20 protein-coding genes and 1 tRNA gene are annotated in these 15,818 nt (G+C 55.5%); 13 read left to right on the forward strand and 8 right to left on the reverse strand.

Features of this window, described 5'->3' with window-relative positions; genetic code table 11:
- Positions 1–50: 50 nt before the first annotated feature.
- From ACEW72_RS02045 to ACEW72_RS02060, 4 genes are all read left to right on the forward strand, one after another.
- Positions 51–126 (forward strand) — tRNA-Trp (locus tag ACEW72_RS02045).
- A gap of 421 nt (positions 127–547) precedes the next feature.
- A complete protein-coding gene (locus tag ACEW72_RS02050; RefSeq protein WP_373474714.1) occupies positions 548–1,603 on the forward strand; it encodes an HWE histidine kinase domain-containing protein in 1,056 nt (351 codons plus the stop codon).
- Positions 1,603–1,965: a response regulator gene (locus tag ACEW72_RS02055; RefSeq protein WP_373474715.1), complete on the forward strand. Its 363-nt coding sequence runs from the start codon at positions 1,603–1,605 to the stop codon at positions 1,963–1,965. The genes ACEW72_RS02050 and ACEW72_RS02055 overlap by 1 nt, the downstream gene beginning before the upstream one ends.
- Before the next feature lie 211 nt (positions 1,966–2,176).
- The gene (locus tag ACEW72_RS02060) at positions 2,177–2,914 is read left to right on the forward strand and encodes a DUF4336 domain-containing protein (RefSeq protein ID WP_373474716.1); all 738 of its coding nucleotides are present in this window, start codon (positions 2,177–2,179) and stop codon (positions 2,912–2,914) included.
- A gap of 65 nt (positions 2,915–2,979) precedes the next feature.
- Here the strand turns inward: ACEW72_RS02060 and ACEW72_RS02065 are convergent, their stop codons facing one another.
- The 3 genes from ACEW72_RS02065 to ACEW72_RS02075 all read right to left on the reverse strand — a co-directional run bounded on the left by ACEW72_RS02065 (position 2,980) and on the right by ACEW72_RS02075 (position 4,367).
- Positions 2,980–3,609, reverse strand: a complete 630-nt coding sequence (locus tag ACEW72_RS02065; protein ID WP_373474717.1) for a heme-binding protein — start codon at positions 3,607–3,609, stop codon at positions 2,980–2,982.
- Between the two features lie 47 nt (positions 3,610–3,656).
- On the reverse strand, positions 3,657–4,136 hold the full coding sequence (locus ACEW72_RS02070) for a cupin domain-containing protein (protein WP_373474718.1): 480 nt from the start codon (positions 4,134–4,136) through the stop codon (positions 3,657–3,659).
- A gap of 81 nt (positions 4,137–4,217) precedes the next feature.
- A complete protein-coding gene (locus tag ACEW72_RS02075; protein ID WP_373474719.1) occupies positions 4,218–4,367 on the reverse strand; it encodes a lmo0937 family membrane protein in 150 nt (49 codons plus the stop codon).
- A 248-nt stretch (positions 4,368–4,615) separates the two neighbouring features.
- On the opposite strand from ACEW72_RS02075, the gene ACEW72_RS02080 reads away from it, so the two are divergent.
- Positions 4,616–5,473, forward strand: coding sequence for a phytanoyl-CoA dioxygenase family protein (locus ACEW72_RS02080; protein WP_373474720.1), 858 nt, complete (start codon positions 4,616–4,618; stop codon positions 5,471–5,473).
- On the opposite strand, the gene ACEW72_RS02085 is transcribed toward ACEW72_RS02080, so the two are convergent.
- Together ACEW72_RS02085 and ACEW72_RS02090 are read right to left on the reverse strand one after the other, a co-directional pair.
- A complete protein-coding gene (locus tag ACEW72_RS02085; protein WP_373474721.1) occupies positions 5,470–6,375 on the reverse strand; it encodes a DUF808 domain-containing protein in 906 nt (301 codons plus the stop codon). The genes ACEW72_RS02080 and ACEW72_RS02085 overlap by 4 nt on opposite strands.
- A gap of 105 nt (positions 6,376–6,480) precedes the next feature.
- Positions 6,481–7,704 (reverse strand): NAD(P)/FAD-dependent oxidoreductase, encoded by a 1,224-nt coding sequence (locus ACEW72_RS02090; protein WP_373474722.1) that lies wholly within the window; start codon positions 7,702–7,704, stop codon positions 6,481–6,483.
- Between the two features lie 230 nt (positions 7,705–7,934).
- Here ACEW72_RS02090 and secE point away from each other — a divergent pair, with 230 nt between their 5' ends.
- The 6 genes from secE (at position 7,935) to ACEW72_RS02120 (ending at position 12,507) form a co-directional block, all read left to right on the forward strand.
- Entirely contained in the window at positions 7,935–8,135 is a 201-nt protein-coding gene (secE, locus tag ACEW72_RS02095; RefSeq protein ID WP_373474723.1) for a preprotein translocase subunit SecE, read from the forward strand.
- 27 nt (positions 8,136–8,162) lie between these two features.
- Positions 8,163–8,699 carry a transcription termination/antitermination protein NusG gene (gene nusG, locus ACEW72_RS02100; protein WP_373474724.1) on the forward strand — a complete coding sequence of 179 codons (537 nt, stop codon included), beginning with the start codon at positions 8,163–8,165 and terminating at the stop codon, positions 8,697–8,699.
- Positions 8,700–9,129: 430 nt separating this feature from the next.
- Positions 9,130–9,561: a 50S ribosomal protein L11 gene (gene rplK, locus ACEW72_RS02105; RefSeq protein ID WP_373474725.1), complete on the forward strand. Its 432-nt coding sequence runs from the start codon at positions 9,130–9,132 to the stop codon at positions 9,559–9,561.
- A 4-nt stretch (positions 9,562–9,565) separates the two neighbouring features.
- A complete protein-coding gene (rplA, locus tag ACEW72_RS02110) occupies positions 9,566–10,261 on the forward strand; it encodes a 50S ribosomal protein L1 (protein ID WP_373474726.1) in 696 nt (231 codons plus the stop codon).
- Positions 10,262–10,427: 166 nt separating this feature from the next.
- Positions 10,428–12,041 (forward strand): FAD-dependent oxidoreductase, encoded by a 1,614-nt coding sequence (locus ACEW72_RS02115; protein ID WP_373474727.1) that lies wholly within the window; start codon positions 10,428–10,430, stop codon positions 12,039–12,041.
- Between the two features lie 4 nt (positions 12,042–12,045).
- Positions 12,046–12,507, forward strand: a complete 462-nt coding sequence (locus ACEW72_RS02120) for a DUF3237 domain-containing protein (protein ID WP_373474728.1) — start codon at positions 12,046–12,048, stop codon at positions 12,505–12,507.
- Between the two features lie 59 nt (positions 12,508–12,566).
- On the opposite strand, the gene ACEW72_RS02125 is transcribed toward ACEW72_RS02120, so the two are convergent.
- Genes ACEW72_RS02125 through ACEW72_RS02135 form a run of 3 tightly spaced genes read right to left on the reverse strand, consistent with a single transcriptional unit; the run spans position 12,567 to position 14,469 of the window.
- A complete protein-coding gene (locus tag ACEW72_RS02125) occupies positions 12,567–13,472 on the reverse strand; it encodes a carbon-nitrogen hydrolase family protein (RefSeq protein ID WP_373474729.1) in 906 nt (301 codons plus the stop codon).
- A complete protein-coding gene (locus tag ACEW72_RS02130; protein WP_373474730.1) occupies positions 13,469–14,059 on the reverse strand; it encodes an N-acetyltransferase family protein in 591 nt (196 codons plus the stop codon). The genes ACEW72_RS02125 and ACEW72_RS02130 overlap by 4 nt, the downstream gene beginning before the upstream one ends.
- Positions 14,056–14,469, reverse strand: coding sequence for a ketosteroid isomerase-related protein (locus tag ACEW72_RS02135; RefSeq protein ID WP_373474731.1), 414 nt, complete (start codon positions 14,467–14,469; stop codon positions 14,056–14,058). Before ACEW72_RS02135 ends, ACEW72_RS02130 begins: the two co-directional genes overlap by 4 nt.
- Positions 14,470–14,916: 447 nt before the next feature.
- Between ACEW72_RS02135 and rplJ the strand changes: the two genes are divergently transcribed.
- Together rplJ and rplL are read left to right on the forward strand one after the other, a co-directional pair.
- Positions 14,917–15,432, forward strand: coding sequence for a 50S ribosomal protein L10 (gene rplJ, locus ACEW72_RS02140; protein WP_373474732.1), 516 nt, complete (start codon positions 14,917–14,919; stop codon positions 15,430–15,432).
- 88 nt (positions 15,433–15,520) lie between these two features.
- Positions 15,521–15,818 (forward strand): 50S ribosomal protein L7/L12 (gene rplL, locus ACEW72_RS02145; protein WP_373474733.1); only part of this gene is annotated, 298 nt, incomplete at its 3' end.

The raw sequence follows: 15,818 nt of genomic DNA on the forward strand, positions 1-15,818 counted from the left end.
GTTTGCATAACGGCGTTAAGGGCACCACTCTTCGCAGAAATGCGGAGTGCAGGAGTTTAGCTCAGTTGGTAGAGCATCGGTCTCCAAAACCGAGGGTCGTGGGTTCGAGTCCCCCAACTCCTGCCATTTTTCAATGGCTTAGCAGATTATTTGAGCCTTGGTTTTTCGGTAAACAATTTATACAAAAACCCCACTTTTTCGTATTGCTTACAATTCTATAAGCTAACTTCTTGATTTTATTGAGAGAGCATCGGTGTCACTAGCCATCGCTCCATTGAGCACTCGCACCGCAGACAGCCTATGAACAAACGGCAGGTAACGAAGGCGGGAAATTGTTGTCAGATTGTATGAAATTTTGTGGGAAGCGGACATACTGCTTTTAGTGGATCGAAGCCATCAGCTGCCTTTCACAAGGTGTTAGTCAGGACTGACTGGTGTCATTTTTCTATCAGCCAAATTCTGAGGCATTCATTGCGGGGAACAACACTGCCAGCGAACGGTTTAAGCTCGCAAGGGTTAGCCAAGTTGGCTCGTCTGTGGAGATGATATGTCAACCGACGCGCCTAGATCCTCGGTACAAAAAGCCGGCGAAGCATCCGTCGATTCATTTCGACGTCAACTTGGACCTTTCGTTGTTGCCGCTGAAAAAACACGAATGCCGATGATGTTTCTTAACGTGGACGATGGACACTCTGTCATTTTTGCAAACGATGCTTTTTTGAATCTAACTGGATATACCCGCGAGGAGGTGCTCGCAGAAAACTTTCAGTCGTTACTTGCCAACGGTTTTGACGAAGAAAATATTAAGGTGTTGAAGTTGGCTTTTAACAGCGAAATGTGCGGCGACACGGAGGTGCATTATAAGCGCAAAGACGGCACCGAATTTTGGGCGTCCATGTTCATAACGCCAGTGTCTGACAAAAGTGGCAAAATCGTACAATATTTTGTGTCATTGGCGGACCTGACTGCGCACCGGCTTGAAAATAAGCGATGTAAAGCACTCATCGACGAACTTAATCACCGCGTAAAAAATACGTTGGCAACGTTTCAGTTCATTGTGAATCATGCGTTGAAAGACCCAGCAGTGCCTTCTGAGGCCCGTGTTGCAATTGAGCGCCGAATTCAAGCTTTGGCGCGGTCGCACGATCTTCTTACTGCGACCGAGTGGGACGGTGCGGGTCTGCATGATCTGGTTCAAATGGCCATGAAGCCGTTCCATTCGATAACGGATCACGTGGCACGGATAACGATAAGTGGTAGCAATATTGTATTGCCCCCGAAGATAACGCTGGCAATTGCTATCGCCCTCAATGAACTTGCAACCAATTCTATTAAATACGGCGCCTTATCCAACGGTGAGGGCAGAATAGACGTAGATTGGCATTTGAGCAAGGAAGCCGCAGGCGACCGCCTCTTGATCCGATGGCAAGAACGAAATGGACCACTCGTTACACCTCCGTCGCATAAAGGCTTTGGAACATGGATTTTAGGCCGAGGAATATCCCATGAACTGAATGGCAAGGTGACGCTCGACTACCTGGCCGAAGGTGTAAAGTGTCAAATCGATATTCCCGCTCCATCGTTTATACGGAGTTCGCAGTGATGGGCACACTTGACGGGAGAAAGATGCTTGTCGTTGAAGACGAGATGATCGTCATGATGAACTTGGAATTCGTGCTTGAAGATTTGGGGTGTTCGGCAATTTATCCCGCCGCGTCGGTCGTTCAAGCGCTTGCATTGCTTGATCAAGAAAGCTTCGATATCGCAATTCTCGATGTTAATCTCGGCGAAGAAAATAGTTACCCAATTGCAGATATTCTAATTGCTCGCGGCATTCCCTTTGCGTTTTCGACTGGCTATTCAAACCATGGAACTCGGACAGACTTGGACTCCCAACTAGTCTTAAGAAAGCCCTATCTTTCCAGTGATGTCGCTCGGGTCGTCGACCAGCTTTTAAAACATTAGGCTTTTTTAGGTCCGCAATGTTGTCGTGTCCGGAAAGACCGCTTTATTAACATATTTCAGGAAAGCTGCCCTTCGTTCAGCCTATGAACAAACTGCAGGTAACGACGGCGGGACATTGTTGTCCGTATGTCTGGAATGTTGTGGATTGCTGACAGGCGGCTTTTATGTGGTATCTGGCGAGTAAGGATATTTGCCAGGAATCACTAAAACGATGACGCGCGTTGGTTATGAACCCTACGAACCACAACTTACAATATCGCCACAAGCGGAAGATATTTGGACCGTCGAAGGACCTGAGGTTCAATATCGATTAGCTGGTGCGCTTATTCCATGCCCGACGCGGATGACGGTTGTAAAGCTGGCTAACGGCACACTTTGGTTGCATTCGCCAGTCGCTTACTCGGCGAATCTTCAACAGACACTCGATGCTTTGGGGCCGGTCTCCGCCATCATCGCACCGAACAGTTACCACTATTTGCAAGTCGACGCCTGGGCATCCACGAATGCCGATGCCACCGTTTTTGCCTCGGCCGATGTGGCACACAAGATTGCTGCCAAGCCAATCGCCTTGGGTGGAAAGCTCGTCGCGGATTGGAGTGCGGATATCGATCATATCAGCGTTGAACTGGGAAAGTTTTCGGAAACGGTGTTTTTTCATCGCCCCTCCCAAAGTCTCGTCGTCACTGATCTAATGCAAACTTTTGAAGCCAGTCGCGTCCGCAGCTTGTTCGTCCGACTTTTGCTTAAGCTTGGCGGCGCAACCGGACCGAACGCAAAGCCCTCGATCGAGATAAGGCTGGCCGCTCGCAAGCATCGCGACGAGCTTCGGGTTGGCGTGGAGCAAATGATCGCATGGAATCCAAGGCGCGTCATTTTATCACATGGCGCTTGCATCCAGAATAATTCTGTCGACGCAATTGAGTCTGCGTTTCGTTGGCTAAAGAACTAAAACGGCAGTTTTCCGCAGAACGACAAAATGGCGAAATTGTCGGCAATGTAGTCGTGTCCCTAAAGTCAGGTTGATGAATCTCGCTCAATCGGAATCATCAACTCGTTCCGGCGCAGAAACCAAAGCGTCCATGGCGGATCATATTGCGCCAATGAAGGCGACCCTATCGCGCTCAAATTCTGCGCCTTGACGAAGCCCCGCAGTTCATCGGTCTTCGCAGCGATGGTGTCTTGCTGCGCTAGCCCGCTGAACCGGACCACAGCCATGCGCGCGGGCGCAACGGCATTGAGGTGCACTTTGGGATCGTTCGGCTGCGGCAATGTCTCGAGCGTCGAACCGCGTGGCATGATGAACCTAATCACCCAGTTGCCATCGCCGCCGCTCTGCAAGACGGGCGCCGTCATCGCGATCTTCTCGCCACCCGCAGCGGCCTGTGTGACCGGCGCGGTCATGGCGATCTTTTGGCTGGCGGTGTTGCCGCCAAAAATATAGCCGGCGAGGAGGCGAAACCCTTTGCTCGCTGCATCTTTGCGGTCGCCCGTTACCGACACTTCGGCCACGACCAGCGCTGGATAATCACGAACTTCGAAGTTACCTTTGGCGAGGCCTACGGTAAATGATGGTTCTTCAGTCGCCACGGCACATCCACCCAGCAGGCTGAACCCAAACAACAGAGCGAATTGATGTGATTTCATGACATACCTGTGGCTGGTTTTCTTTTTGTGTCCGCAAATCTGGAGAGTCAGCCATGTCTGTCGGGTGCCTGAGCAGGCTGCACTGACCAATCCGCTGGCGCATCTTCCTTATCGGCGCTTGCGATCGCTGCCGTCGGCTGGACCTTGCCGGGCGTATGGTGGGCGGGGGCATAGATGGCATAAAGTTGCATGGGCGTCGCGCCGATATTCGTGATGTTGTGCCAGGTTCCTGCCGGAACGAGCACACACCAACCGTCTGAAACTTTCTCGTCGAAGGTCAGCTGATCCTTCGCATCGCCCATCTGGACGCGACCATTGCCAGATTCGAGACGGAGAAATTGGTCGGTCTCGGGATGCGCTTCCAGGCCGATGTCGCCACCAACCGGGATCGACATTAAAGTAACCTGCAAATAGCGACCGCTCCATGCGACCGCGCGGTAGTCAGGATTTTGGTTCGTCGCGTGTTCGATGTCGAACGATTGTGGTTTTGGGCCAATGTCCACAATCCGCGCATCCGTGGTTGCCATGAACGATCTCCCGAAAACTTCCAATACAGCGTCAGACGCGCAGTCAGGCCCGATTAATCGGCCCCGCGACGCGGCGTTTCGCTATAACGCCCTTCGGCCAGTGATCAATTGATAAGCAATGGCGACGACGGCGAGTACCAGAAGAATATGGATTAAGCCTCCAGCGACAGGAAACACGGCGAAACCGAGTAACCAGAGAACAAACAATATTACTGCAACTGTCCAGATCATGATTGTGGCCTTTACGACAAGAGTGATGTTACTTTAAACTCTGTCGACACAATGTAGTTCCGTTAAAGTCGACATAAATAGAAATACATTTTGCCAGCCCCACGTTTCCGGGCGCCTGCCTCAAGGCGGCTTATGTCTCGTTTCAGCCTCCAAAACCGAAGATCGTGGTTTCGAGCCCCCCAAGCCCTGCCATTTTCTTGACATTATTGGCCATAGGCGCAACCTTCTGTCCTGTCTAAGGAGAGTTGATGATGGGCGACTGGCAGGCGATGCTAGCTGACGCTAAGGCCTTTGCGGCAAAGCGAGAGATTTTTGATCGCGAAGGATATGTGCTTTTCGAGTCGGTTCTTGATCCCGAGATGATCGGTGACATTCGCAATGCGCTTGCACCCTATCTGGCGGCAGATATTGCAGGACGTAATGACTTCGAAGGTCTGAAAACCAACCGCATATATGCCATGCTCGCCAAGGGGCGGATGTTTGCCGATCTCGCCTGCCATCCGCTCGCGCTCGCTTTTGCCGAGGCTGATCTCGGCAAGGAATGTCTGCTTTCCGCCTGCCTTGCGATTAACATTCATCCCGGCGAGACGGTCCAGCCATGGCATTATGACGACAGTCATTACCGCCTGCCCCGCCCGCGCCAGTCACTGGGCGTGAGCGCATTCTGGGCGATTGACGAGACGACCGAACTCAATGGCGCAACCGAGATTATTCCGGGCAGCCATATCTGGCCCGAACAGAATTTGCCCGGAGGCAACACTCTGGCGACCTTTTCCGACAAGCGGATGCGCAGTGTGGAGGAAGATCCCGGCGCGCGCGAAGACAGCATTCAGGTTACGATGTTGCCGGGTTCGCTGATGCTTGCAAAAGGCACCTTATGGCATCGAGGGGGAGCGAACAGATCTGACAAATCGCGTATGATTATCACACCGCAATATTGTCCGGGCTGGACCCGCCAGCTTGAAAACATGGCGCTGGCTGTCGAACCAAAGATTGCCGCAAACCTGCCTGCACGTGCTCAGCAATTGATTGGGTATTCAATCCATCCACCCTTTATGGGCTATGTTGACGGCATGCATCCGACACGGCTTTTGACGCGCGCTTAGTGCGCTTTGGAGGGCCAGACCTTATGATGCACCCACACGATCACCCCGCCCACGACGATCCCGAACACACCGCATAACGCCGCATCGACGACCCACGCCAGCGCACCTTCGTGCAGGTCGAAAAATTCTGCTGGGTGAACGCCGAAGCCGTGGACGATGATCTGTCCGCCAACCCACAACATCGCGGCGGTTCCTATGGTCGACAGCGCCGCCAGAAGCTTCGGCATACCGCGGACCATCGCTCGGCCAATGGCGCGGGTGGCGCCGAGTTTGCGCTGCGCCATATTGAGGCCGATGTCATCCATCTTCACGATCAGGCCGACCACACCGTAGACCGCAATGGTAATAGCTATGGCGACCACGGCCAGCGTCGCCGCTTCGAGCCATACAGAGGTCTCGGCGAGTTGCTTCACTTCGTTTAGTGCAATCGCCATGATTTCTGCGGAAAGGATGAAGTCGGTGCGCACTGCGCCCTTGACCATCATTTCCTCATGCTCTGCACTGGTGAGTTCGGCCACTTCTTCGGCGAGACTTTCCTCTTCATGCGGGCTCAGTTTTTCGATCACCTTTTCGGCGCCTTCAAAGCACAGATAAGCCCCGCCTAGCATTAGGATCGGTGTAATCGCCCAAGGCAGGAACAGGCTGAGCAGCATCGCCACCGGTAAAATGATCACCAGCTTGTTGAAAAAGGACCCCTTGGCAATCCGCCAGATGATCGGCAGTTCACGGTCCGGGGTGAAGCCGGTGACATATTGCGGGGTTACGGCGGTATCGTCGATCACCACGCCCGCGGCCTTGGTGCTAGCCTTACCCGCAGCAGCAGCGACATCGTCGACCGATGCGGCTGCGACTTTGGTAATGGTGGCGATATCGTCGAGTAAGGCGGCAAGACCGGAGGGCATAAGGGCGGAACTTCCTGTTGCAGAAACTATGCTGGAAATAGCCCAGAGCGGCAGATGGTCAAGACTTTACCGATGACTCCGCCTGTGCGGCTTGCCCAAGCCGGTTTAAAATTTGCGGCTGAACGAGACCAGGTCACTATCGGGATCACCGGTGCCGGTAATCATTCCGCGTAACATTTGCCCGGCCATCATCGAAAAAGTGATGCCATTCCCGCCATAGCCCATGGCTGCATAACAGTTCGGCATGCGTGGAATGGGGCCGATGGTAGGCGTTCCCGTGCTGGAGTCACCAAAGCTTCCGCTCCAGCTGTAATCGGCGGCAGGGTCGATCATCGGGAGCAGCGTCCCCAGTTTTTCTACAAGACGCTCCGTCTTCTCGGCGTTCAGGGCATCGCGTTCGTCGGCGTCGGCTATCTCGGCATCTTCACCTCCGCAAACGATGTGGCCCTGCGGGGTTGTCCGGATATAGAGATAGGGATCGGCAGCTTCCCAGATGATGCAGCCGGTCGGCCAGATTTTGCGGGGCTGTGCTTTGGTGGCAATCACCCAGGTTGATATGATCTTGTTGCCCTTGCGCGGGATACCTTTCAGCATTTCATAGCCCGTCGCCATGACGAGCGATTTGCAGTCTATTTCAGCTCCTGCCGATGTTGATACAATAACACCGGATTTTGACGGCTCGACTGCGGTAACCTCGACTGGCGCATATAGTTTGGCCCCGCGCTTGATCGCCGCGTTTAGATATCCCGCTGCCAGCAATCGTGGATCGGCCATATAATTATCGCGCCCGACAATCGCGGAGCGGCCCTTTATGCCATATTGTTCAAGCACTTCGGCGGGGCGGAGGAAACTAACCTCAAATCCAGCACGTCGCCGCGCATCGACTTCGCGCGCAAGTCCTTCGGCATCGAGAACATTGCCCGACAGATAGAGTGAATCACGCGTCGCTTCCCCTGCCTTTATTCCCAGGACCCGCGTGCGTTCGCGTAGCGCGTCCACGGCAAGTCGCGATCGTCGCCAAATCCGTTCTGCACGATCGAGGCCAATGCGTTCGGACAAATGCGATAAGGGCGTATCGATCTCATATTGCAGCAGCGCGGTGGATGCAGGTGTGGAACCGCGAACAGGCCCGCGACGGTCGACGATGACGGTTTGCAGTCCGGCATCGCTCAGGGACTCGGCAATGATCGCGCCTGATATTCCCGCGCCAACGACCAGAACATCGCAGGAAATCTTGCGCTTGAGTTCGTGGGTGGCAATGCTCGGCAGACGCTGGTCAAGCCATAACGGCCGACCTGTGCGCAAATCGCGTTTGACTGTAACTGACATAAATGTCCCCTTTGCATACGCTAAACGCGACGCTTGCCCATCGGTTCCCTGCCGGTGTCGCGTCATTCCAGCCTTCAGCCGGTCCGACGCCAAATGCCACATCGCACTTGCCTCAGGCCGAATCTGTGGCTAAAGGCCTAGTCTTTCCGAAATCGGATCCTATATCGCTCTCGACCCCGCCGGTCGGAGCGCTGGCGGCTATCCTCGGAAGTGAAACAGGAAGAAGTGATATGGCAAAGACAAGCCCCGGTGAATTCATCCGTCAGGTACGGACCGAAATCGGCAAGGTGGTATGGCCCTCGCGGCAGGAAACCGTGCAGACCGCCATCATGGTGCTGATCATGACGATCATACTTGCTTTCTTCTTTCTGGGTGTCGACGCGGTATTTGCCGCGATTGTGAAGGGGCTGCTGTCGCTGGCCCAAGGCTAAGCGCGGCAAGAGAAAAGAATAGAAGATATGGCACGCTGGTACATCATTCACGCTTATTCGGGTTTTGAAAACAAGGTCCGTGACCAGATTCTCGCCGAGGCCGAACGCATTGGCCTGTCGCAACTGGTCGAAGCCGTTGAGGTTCCGACCGAGCAGGTCACCGAAGTTCGCCGCGGCAAGAAAATCAAGGCGGAACGCAAGTTCTTCCCCGGCTATGTGCTCGCCAAGCTGAATATGAACGACGATGTCTATCACCTCGTCAAGAACACGCCCAAGGTTACCGGATTTCTGGGCGCGGGCAATAAGCCGCAACCGATTAGCGAAGTCGAAGCAGCCCGCATCCTGAACACCAAGCAGGAACTTGAATCCGCACCGAAAAAGCGTGTTTCTGTGGACTACGAAATCGGCGATCAGGTCAAGGTATTGGGCGGACCTTTCGCCAGCTTCAACGGCTTGGTCGAAGAACTCGACTTCGACAAGAACCGCGTCAAGGTGTCAGTCAGCATCTTCGGCCGCGCCACGCCTGTGGAACTGGACTTTGAAGAAGTCGAATTGATGAAGTAACAGGCGCGTTTCGCCGTTATTCTCATTCGTCATTCCCCTTCTTTGTCATTCCCGCGTAGGCGGGAATCCATGGGCCGGCCGTTCCGTCAGAAATCACCCCTAGCGCGCGCGAAGGCGTGTAGATCCTCCTTTTTACCTTTGTGAGAACCTCAATAGCCGAAAGGTCAGGCCATGGATTCCCGCCTGCGCGGGAATGACAAAGTGGTGGGACGGGAAAAACGATGGAAGGGGTGCCCTTTCGTGTAGAGCGAAAAGCGGCATAGGCCGTTCACGCCTTACTTCCTGTTGCCATCAGCGTCTATTTCCCCTACGCGCCACTCTTCCTGATGAGAATCAGGGAAAACCATGCGGGAGGCTTTCTTCGGATCGCTGCTTGACCGCTTAATTTGCGGATGCTCCAGGCATCCAACAGAATGAAAGGAGGCCACTCATGGCCAAGAAAATTGACGGCTATATCGGCCTGCAGGTTCCTGCAGGTTCAGCCACCCCATCCCCGCCAATCGGCCCTGCATTGGGTCAGCGCGGCGTAAACATCATGGAATTCTGCAAGCAGTTCAATGCCGCCACTGGCGACATGGAAAAGGGCACGCCGATTCCAACCAAGATCACCGTTTTTTCGGACAAAAGCTTCACCTTCGTCATGAAGTCGCCGCCAGCAACCTATCTGATCAAGAAGGTTCTCGGCTTGAAGTCCGGTTCGAAAGAGCCCGGCAAGATTTCGGCAGGAAAGATCACCCGCAAGCAGCTCGAAGAAGTCGCCACCCTGAAGATGGCTGACCTCAACGCGAACGACATGGACGCGGCTGTAAAAATCATCGCTGGCTCGGCTACTGCCATGGGCCTCGAAATCGTGGAGGGCTGAACCAATGGCCAAGCTGACCAAGAAAGCAAAATCGCTTGTACATCTCGATGCTGACAAGCTGTATAGCGTCGATGAAGCGCTGAAGACCATCAAGGAACTGGCCACCGCCAAGTTCGACGAAACCATCGAAGTTGCGCTGAACCTCGGCGTTGACCCTCGTCACGCTGACCAGATGGTTCGTGGCATGGTTTCGCTTCCTGCCGGTACCGGCAAGGAAATGAAAGTTGCTGTGTTCGCACGCGCCGACAAGGCCGCGGCTGCTACTGCCGCTGGTGCGGACAAGGTTGGCGCCGAAGACCTGATGGAAGACATGCTTGCCGGTAACCTCGATTATGACCGCGTGATCGCCACGCCGGACATGATGGGTATCGTTGGCCGTCTCGGTAAGACATTGGGTCCCAAGGGCCTGATGCCAAACCCGAAGCTGGGCACGGTTACCATGGACGTTGCCGAAGCCGTTAAGGCGGCCAAGGCTGGCCAGGTTGAGTTCCGCGTTGAAAAGCAGGGCATCATCCACAGCGGCATCGGCAAGAAGAGCTTCTCCGACGCCGATCTTCGCAAGAATTTCGACGCACTCGTCGATGCGGTCATCAAGAGCAAGCCATCGGGATCCAAGGGCAAATATGTCCGCCGGGTTGCGATAAGCTCTTCGATGGGCCCTGGCCTGAAGGTTGATCTGGCGGACGTCGCCGGCGCTTAAGCCGACCGACATAACGAATTAGAAAAGGGCTGGAGGGCAACCTCCGGCCCTTTTTCTGTTTTGCATCCTCCTCATCGCAAGTCGATGGGGAGGATTAGTCTTGCCATCGCTTCGGACCCAACCCACATTGGCGCTTCCTTTCCCACTCTCCGAGAGCCCGCCCAACATGGATAAAATCGCCGACGATCTGACTACCATGCGCCGCACGCCGCTGCTGCCTGAGCATGTTCAGGCCATGCGCGCCATCGGCAAGGTGAAGCATTATGCCAAAGGTGACTATCTCACCAATATCGGCGACCCGACCGATCGTTTCGTCTATATCGAGCAAGGCGAAGTAGAGGTTGTCGATCCTTTCAGCGACGAACGGCTGCTTCCCAGCACATTGGGCCCAACGCAGTTCTTGGGAGAGGTTTCCTTCCTGAACGGCGGGGCGGCAACGATGAAAATGCGCGCTGCGCAGGACACGCAGACATTGGAGGTTGAGCGCATAGCCATGCTCGACTTGATGTCCAAAATCCCCGAAATGTCGGACATAGTCATTTCGGTCCTGACCGCTCGGCGGCGGCGACAGGTCGAGGCAAAGGACGCTTCGCTGAAATTGATCGGCGCTGACCAGGACAGGAATATCCAGCGCATCGCCAGTTTTGCCATGCGCAACAAAATTCCCTTTGTGTCCTACGATCTTGATAGCGCCGATGCCGACGAGGTCGCCGCCGCGTGCAAAATCCACACCAATCGACCCGCCGTGATATTCGGCGAAGGTCGTTATGTCGAAGACCCGACGCCACAGAAAATTGCCGAAATGCTAGGTATGCGGCAATCTATCCCTGAGGGTATGGTTGCCGACCTGCTGATCGTTGGCGGCGGCCCGGCGGGCGTGGCGGCGGCGGTCTATGCCGGTGCCGAAGGCATCAAGGCGCTGGTGATCGACGAACTCGCCATTGGCGGGCAGGCCGGAACGTCGAGCCGCATCGAAAATTACATGGGTTTTCCCACTGGAATCTCGGGCAGCGATCTCGTCTGGCGCGGGCAGGTGCAGGCAATGAAATTCGGCACATGTTTCTCGGTACCAAGCCAGGCTACCGCGCTTGACAGAAACGAAGACGGCAGCTTCTGTGTTACCCTCGACGATGGCCAGACCGTGTGCACACGCGCGATCCTGATTGCTGCGGGCGTCCAGTATCAGCGCCTTCCGCTCGACCGGCTCGAATATTATGAAGGCGCTGGTGTCTATTATGCCGCGACCGATATGGAGGCGCGTTTCTGTCGCAACACCGAAGCGGCGATTATCGGCGGCGGCAACAGTGCAGGTCAAGCCGCAATGTTCCTCAGCCGTTCGGCCAAACATGTCCATGTGCTGGTGCGCGGCGACAGCTTGGCGGCCTCGATGTCCGACTATCTCAGCAGCCGGTTGGAAGCGGACGAGAAAATCACTATCCATTACAATTGCAAGGTCATCGAATTGCACGGCGAAAGCGGCCTGACCCACATCACGCTCGATGAAGGTGGCGAATGCCGCCAGATCGAAGTCGGCGCCTTGTTCGTCATGGTAGGCGCTGCCCCAAACACCGGCTGGCTATCCGGGCTGGTAGAGCTCGACGGCAAGGGCTTCGTCAAATGTGGAGGAGACGGCGCGCCCTCCCCTTTTGCTACCTCGCATCCCGGCATTTACGCAGTAGGCGACATACGCGCCGGATCGGTCAAGCGCGTCGCCTCGGCGGTGGGCGAAGGGTCGGTGGTTATCTCCGAGATCTGGCGCTATCTGGACGAAGTGGCTTAACGATATGACCGCCCTTGCACATCATCATCTCATGACGCTTACTTTAAGTGTCGATTTCGCCGCAATGGTCAGCATCGGCCATACCCCCGGCGGCCTGCGACGCATCGCGCCAGTCACCGGCGGTGACTTCACAGGCGAACGTCTCAGCGGAACGGTACTGCCAGGAGCAGACTGGGTCATCAACCGGCCCGATGGTGTGATGGTCATCGACGTTCGCCTAACGCTCGAGACCGACGATGGCGCGATGATTTATCTGACTTACCAAGGCCGCTTCCTTGCCGCCCCGGACGCCATGGCGCGCTTCGCCAAGGGTGAGCTGCTGGACCAAGGCGAATATTCACTGGCAATGGTTGCCAGGTTCGAATGTGGCGATGACCGATATGCGTGGCTTAACAATGTAGTGGCAGTCGGGACTGGAGAGCAGACGGCAGCAGGGCCCGTCTATTCGATTTACGAAATTGGCTGACTGCGCTCGGGGCGTGGCGTGGCGATGTTTTTGTATCGCATTGCGTCATTCGCTGCATTCTAATCCAGCGGCACAAGCTCAACCGCCAGCTCGTTTTCATTATGCCCGCAATATTGTTCGGGCCAGTGGGCAAAGGGCCGCACCGCGCCCGAGTTCCGCCATCGCTTGACCCGTCCCAGATCGGCATCGGCGATCACCCATGTCCCCTGCCCTTCGGTCCCTGTAGCCACTACGCCGTCATCGGGGCTGTCACCGTCGGGCGGAACGAACAGTCCCGCTGCCCCATAATTTTCATCCAGCGCAGGCGACCATGGGGCCATTCCCACGGTCGGCGCCTGCACCACGAAAATCTGGTTCTCCAGCGCCCGCGCCTGTGCACCAATCCGCACGCGGTGATACCCCTGCAGGCTGTCGGTACAGGATGGGCAAAGCACGAGCTGAGCGCCCGCCTTCGCCTGTGCCCTTGCAATCATCGGGAATTCCACATCATAACAGGTCGAAATGCCCAGCATTCCCAAAGGCGTGCGAAAAACCCGCAAGCTTGTCCCGCCCTTTATGTCCCAGGATTCGCGTTCAAAGCGTGTCATCATGATCTTGTCCTGATGCCCGCTTCGTCCATCCGGCAGGTATAATGTCGCACGGTTGACGATCCGTCCGTCACCCAGGCCAAAAGGGCGCGTTCCGCCCAGTACTGTGACGCCGAAGCGCTGCGCCAGACGGGCATAATGCGCGTCGATCTGCGGCCCCAGCGCAACGACCGCGCGCAACGAAGCGTGGAGGTCACCTGCTGTGGACGCATCGATGGCGGCCAGTTCCATCGCCGCATATTCGGGAAAGACCAAAAGCTGCGCACCTTGCCCTGCTGCATCACCCACCCATTGCGCCACTTTAGCCTGCCAGCCGACAAGACTATCGGGCTGCCCGATGGGATATTGGGCGGCGGCGATGCGGACCACAGCGGTCACAGGTTCCGCACCCAATATTGCATAAGATGCGCGCTTTCCTCTTCATCGCCCACATCCTGCCATTGCAATATACCGGTCAGGCCGTCCACCGGCGCATAGCCACGTGTCCGCCAGAAAGGATGCAAATCGCGGGGCGTTTCGGGGCGCAACGGATGATTGTCAGGACGGATCACCGCACAAAAGCTGGTCTGGCTCGCCCCTGCTGTCCGGGCTGCGGCCTCGCGCGCGTCGAAAAATTGGTGACCGATACCCTGCCCTTGATAATCGGGTCGCAAGACTGATTCCCCAAAATAGAATATCCGCGCAACGTCCAGTCCATGGCGCCGCAACGGTTCCTGAAATTCCAGTTTCTGCCCCGCCATGGGGGACGCCGTCGCCGCACCGATAATTATGCCGCCATCTTGCGCGACAACCAGCACCGAGCCAGGCTCACGGATAAATTCGGCAAGATACGCCGCCTCATATCCCGCTGTCCCGTCATACAGATAAGGCCAGTTCCGGAATATCCGGATGCGTAAATCCGACAAGGCAGGAATCGCGGCGAGACGTTCGTGCGGATCGGTCAAGGATCGCACGATAACAGTCATGAAACCTGCGCGATCCAGTCGGCAAGATTATAATAGACCGAAACGCGGGCGATTTTTCCATCGGATATCTGGAAGAATCCGCCGGCGGGCAACACATAGCTTTGCCCATGCGCCGCAGGAAAACCCTCGTCAGCAACCTTGTACACACCATGGACCATGAACTCGGCCGCAGCATTCTGGCCGTCCGGGCTGGTCATGATGACAATATCGCGCAGTTGTTCGCTATAGGCATGGTCCATGCGACCCAGAAAGGCGCGAAACGCATCCTTGCCCGTTTCGCGGTCGCCCTGATTGATGTCATGGGCAACATCATCGGTCAGGCACGCCAATATACCTTCAATGTCCATGGCGTTGAACGCGGTATAATAATGTTCGATCAGGGCCATAGTGGTTTCACGGACATCCGGCATATCTGCTCCTATCTTGCCTTGGCGTTTTGGAGCGACCGGATTAGGTCAGCGCGACAAAGCTTGTCCAGTAAGATAAATTGTCCATAGCCGCACAAGTTTTCGAAAAATGTGACCGCCCTGCATAGCGCGGATTTCCGTAACGGCCTTGACTCTGCGCCCAACCCTGCTAGTGGCGGCGACGTTCGGTGGGGCGACGGCTCCACCGGCAACCGTCCGAGACAGTTGGTGATGGGAATTTGCCCATCTTAATGTCCAGCCTAGACGGGGATAGAGATTTCAGGTTTGGCCTTTGTTGCCAGCCTTCGCCATTCGCTCCCGGCTTTATAGTCGCGAGTTCGGCATGAAACTTCCCCACGGACTGAAGTCAGCGGATCGCCCAGCCGGGTGTTTCGCTTTTCGTGTTGGGTTGATCCGGTTCGCCGGAGAGGCCCGAAAAAGGAGTAATGCATGAACCGTTCTGAAAAGACCGAAACAGTTGCATCGCTGAACGCCACTTTTAACGAAGCGGCGGTTGTTGTCGTTACCCGGAATCTCGGGCTGACGGTTGCACAATCGACCGACCTTCGTTTGAAGATGCGTGATGCGGGCGCAAACTTTAAGGTTGCCAAGAACCGTCTTGCCAAAATCGCCCTTGAGGGAACGCAATATGGTGCGGTAGCAGAATTGCTCACCGGACCTACAGCGCTCGCCACATCGTCGGACCCGGTCGCAGCCGCCAAGGTTGCTGTCGAGTTCGCCAAGACCAATGACAAACTTGAAATTGTCGGCGGTGCGATGGGTGACACTTTCCTCGATGTAAACGGTGTAAAGGCGCTGGCTTCATTGCCATCGCTCGACGAACTGCGCGCTACGATTATCGGGCTTGTACAAGCACCGGCAACGAAGATCGCCCAGCTCACGACCGCACCGGCTGCGAAACTGGCACGGGTATTTGGTGCCTACGCTGACCAAGAGGCAGCATAATATTTTAAATTAAACCGGCTGCGTCCCATGGTTTTTAACCGGCTGGGCGAGCCCTACAAATATGACAGAAAATCGGAGTGTTATTTAAATGGCTGATATTGAAAAGCTCGTAGAGCAACTCTCGTCGTTGACCGTTCTTGAAGCGGCTGACCTTGCAAAGGCTTTGGAAGAAAAGTGGGGCGTTAGCGCCGCTGCTGCTGTTGCTGTAGCTGGCCCTGCCGCTGCTGCTGCACCTGCTGCTGAAGAGCAGACAGAATTCGACGTTATCCTGACCGGCGACGGCGGCAACAAGATTGCTGTCATCAAGGAAGTCCGTGCAATCACTGCACTTGGTCTGACCGAAGCAAAGGCTCTCGTCGAGTCCGCGCCAAAGGCGATCAAGGAAG

Origin of the sequence: Sphingorhabdus sp. (genome assembly GCF_041737645.1) — a bacterium.
Lineage (GTDB): Bacteria > Pseudomonadota > Alphaproteobacteria > Sphingomonadales > Sphingomonadaceae > Sphingorhabdus_B.

Coding starts and splice junctions, on each gene's coding strand:
- ACEW72_RS02050 (WP_373474714.1), top strand. CDS start 548: ATGTCAACCGACGCGCCTAGATCCTCGGTACAAAAAGCCGGCGAAGCA.
- ACEW72_RS02055 (WP_373474715.1), top strand. CDS start 1,603: ATGGGCACACTTGACGGGAGAAAGATGCTTGTCGTTGAAGACGAGATG.
- ACEW72_RS02060 (WP_373474716.1), top strand. CDS start 2,177: ATGACGCGCGTTGGTTATGAACCCTACGAACCACAACTTACAATATCG.
- ACEW72_RS02065 (WP_373474717.1), bottom strand. CDS start 3,609: ATGAAATCACATCAATTCGCTCTGTTGTTTGGGTTCAGCCTGCTGGGT.
- ACEW72_RS02070 (WP_373474718.1), bottom strand. CDS start 4,136: ATGGCAACCACGGATGCGCGGATTGTGGACATTGGCCCAAAACCACAA.
- ACEW72_RS02075 (WP_373474719.1), bottom strand. CDS start 4,367: ATGATCTGGACAGTTGCAGTAATATTGTTTGTTCTCTGGTTACTCGGT.
- ACEW72_RS02080 (WP_373474720.1), top strand. CDS start 4,616: ATGATGGGCGACTGGCAGGCGATGCTAGCTGACGCTAAGGCCTTTGCG.
- ACEW72_RS02085 (WP_373474721.1), bottom strand. CDS start 6,375: ATGCCCTCCGGTCTTGCCGCCTTACTCGACGATATCGCCACCATTACC.
- ACEW72_RS02090 (WP_373474722.1), bottom strand. CDS start 7,704: ATGTCAGTTACAGTCAAACGCGATTTGCGCACAGGTCGGCCGTTATGG.
- secE (WP_373474723.1), top strand. CDS start 7,935: ATGGCAAAGACAAGCCCCGGTGAATTCATCCGTCAGGTACGGACCGAA.
- nusG (WP_373474724.1), top strand. CDS start 8,163: ATGGCACGCTGGTACATCATTCACGCTTATTCGGGTTTTGAAAACAAG.
- rplK (WP_373474725.1), top strand. CDS start 9,130: ATGGCCAAGAAAATTGACGGCTATATCGGCCTGCAGGTTCCTGCAGGT.
- rplA (WP_373474726.1), top strand. CDS start 9,566: ATGGCCAAGCTGACCAAGAAAGCAAAATCGCTTGTACATCTCGATGCT.
- ACEW72_RS02115 (WP_373474727.1), top strand. CDS start 10,428: ATGGATAAAATCGCCGACGATCTGACTACCATGCGCCGCACGCCGCTG.
- ACEW72_RS02120 (WP_373474728.1), top strand. CDS start 12,046: ATGACCGCCCTTGCACATCATCATCTCATGACGCTTACTTTAAGTGTC.
- ACEW72_RS02130 (WP_373474730.1), bottom strand. CDS start 14,059: ATGACTGTTATCGTGCGATCCTTGACCGATCCGCACGAACGTCTCGCC.
- ACEW72_RS02135 (WP_373474731.1), bottom strand. CDS start 14,469: ATGCCGGATGTCCGTGAAACCACTATGGCCCTGATCGAACATTATTAT.
- rplJ (WP_373474732.1), top strand. CDS start 14,917: ATGAACCGTTCTGAAAAGACCGAAACAGTTGCATCGCTGAACGCCACT.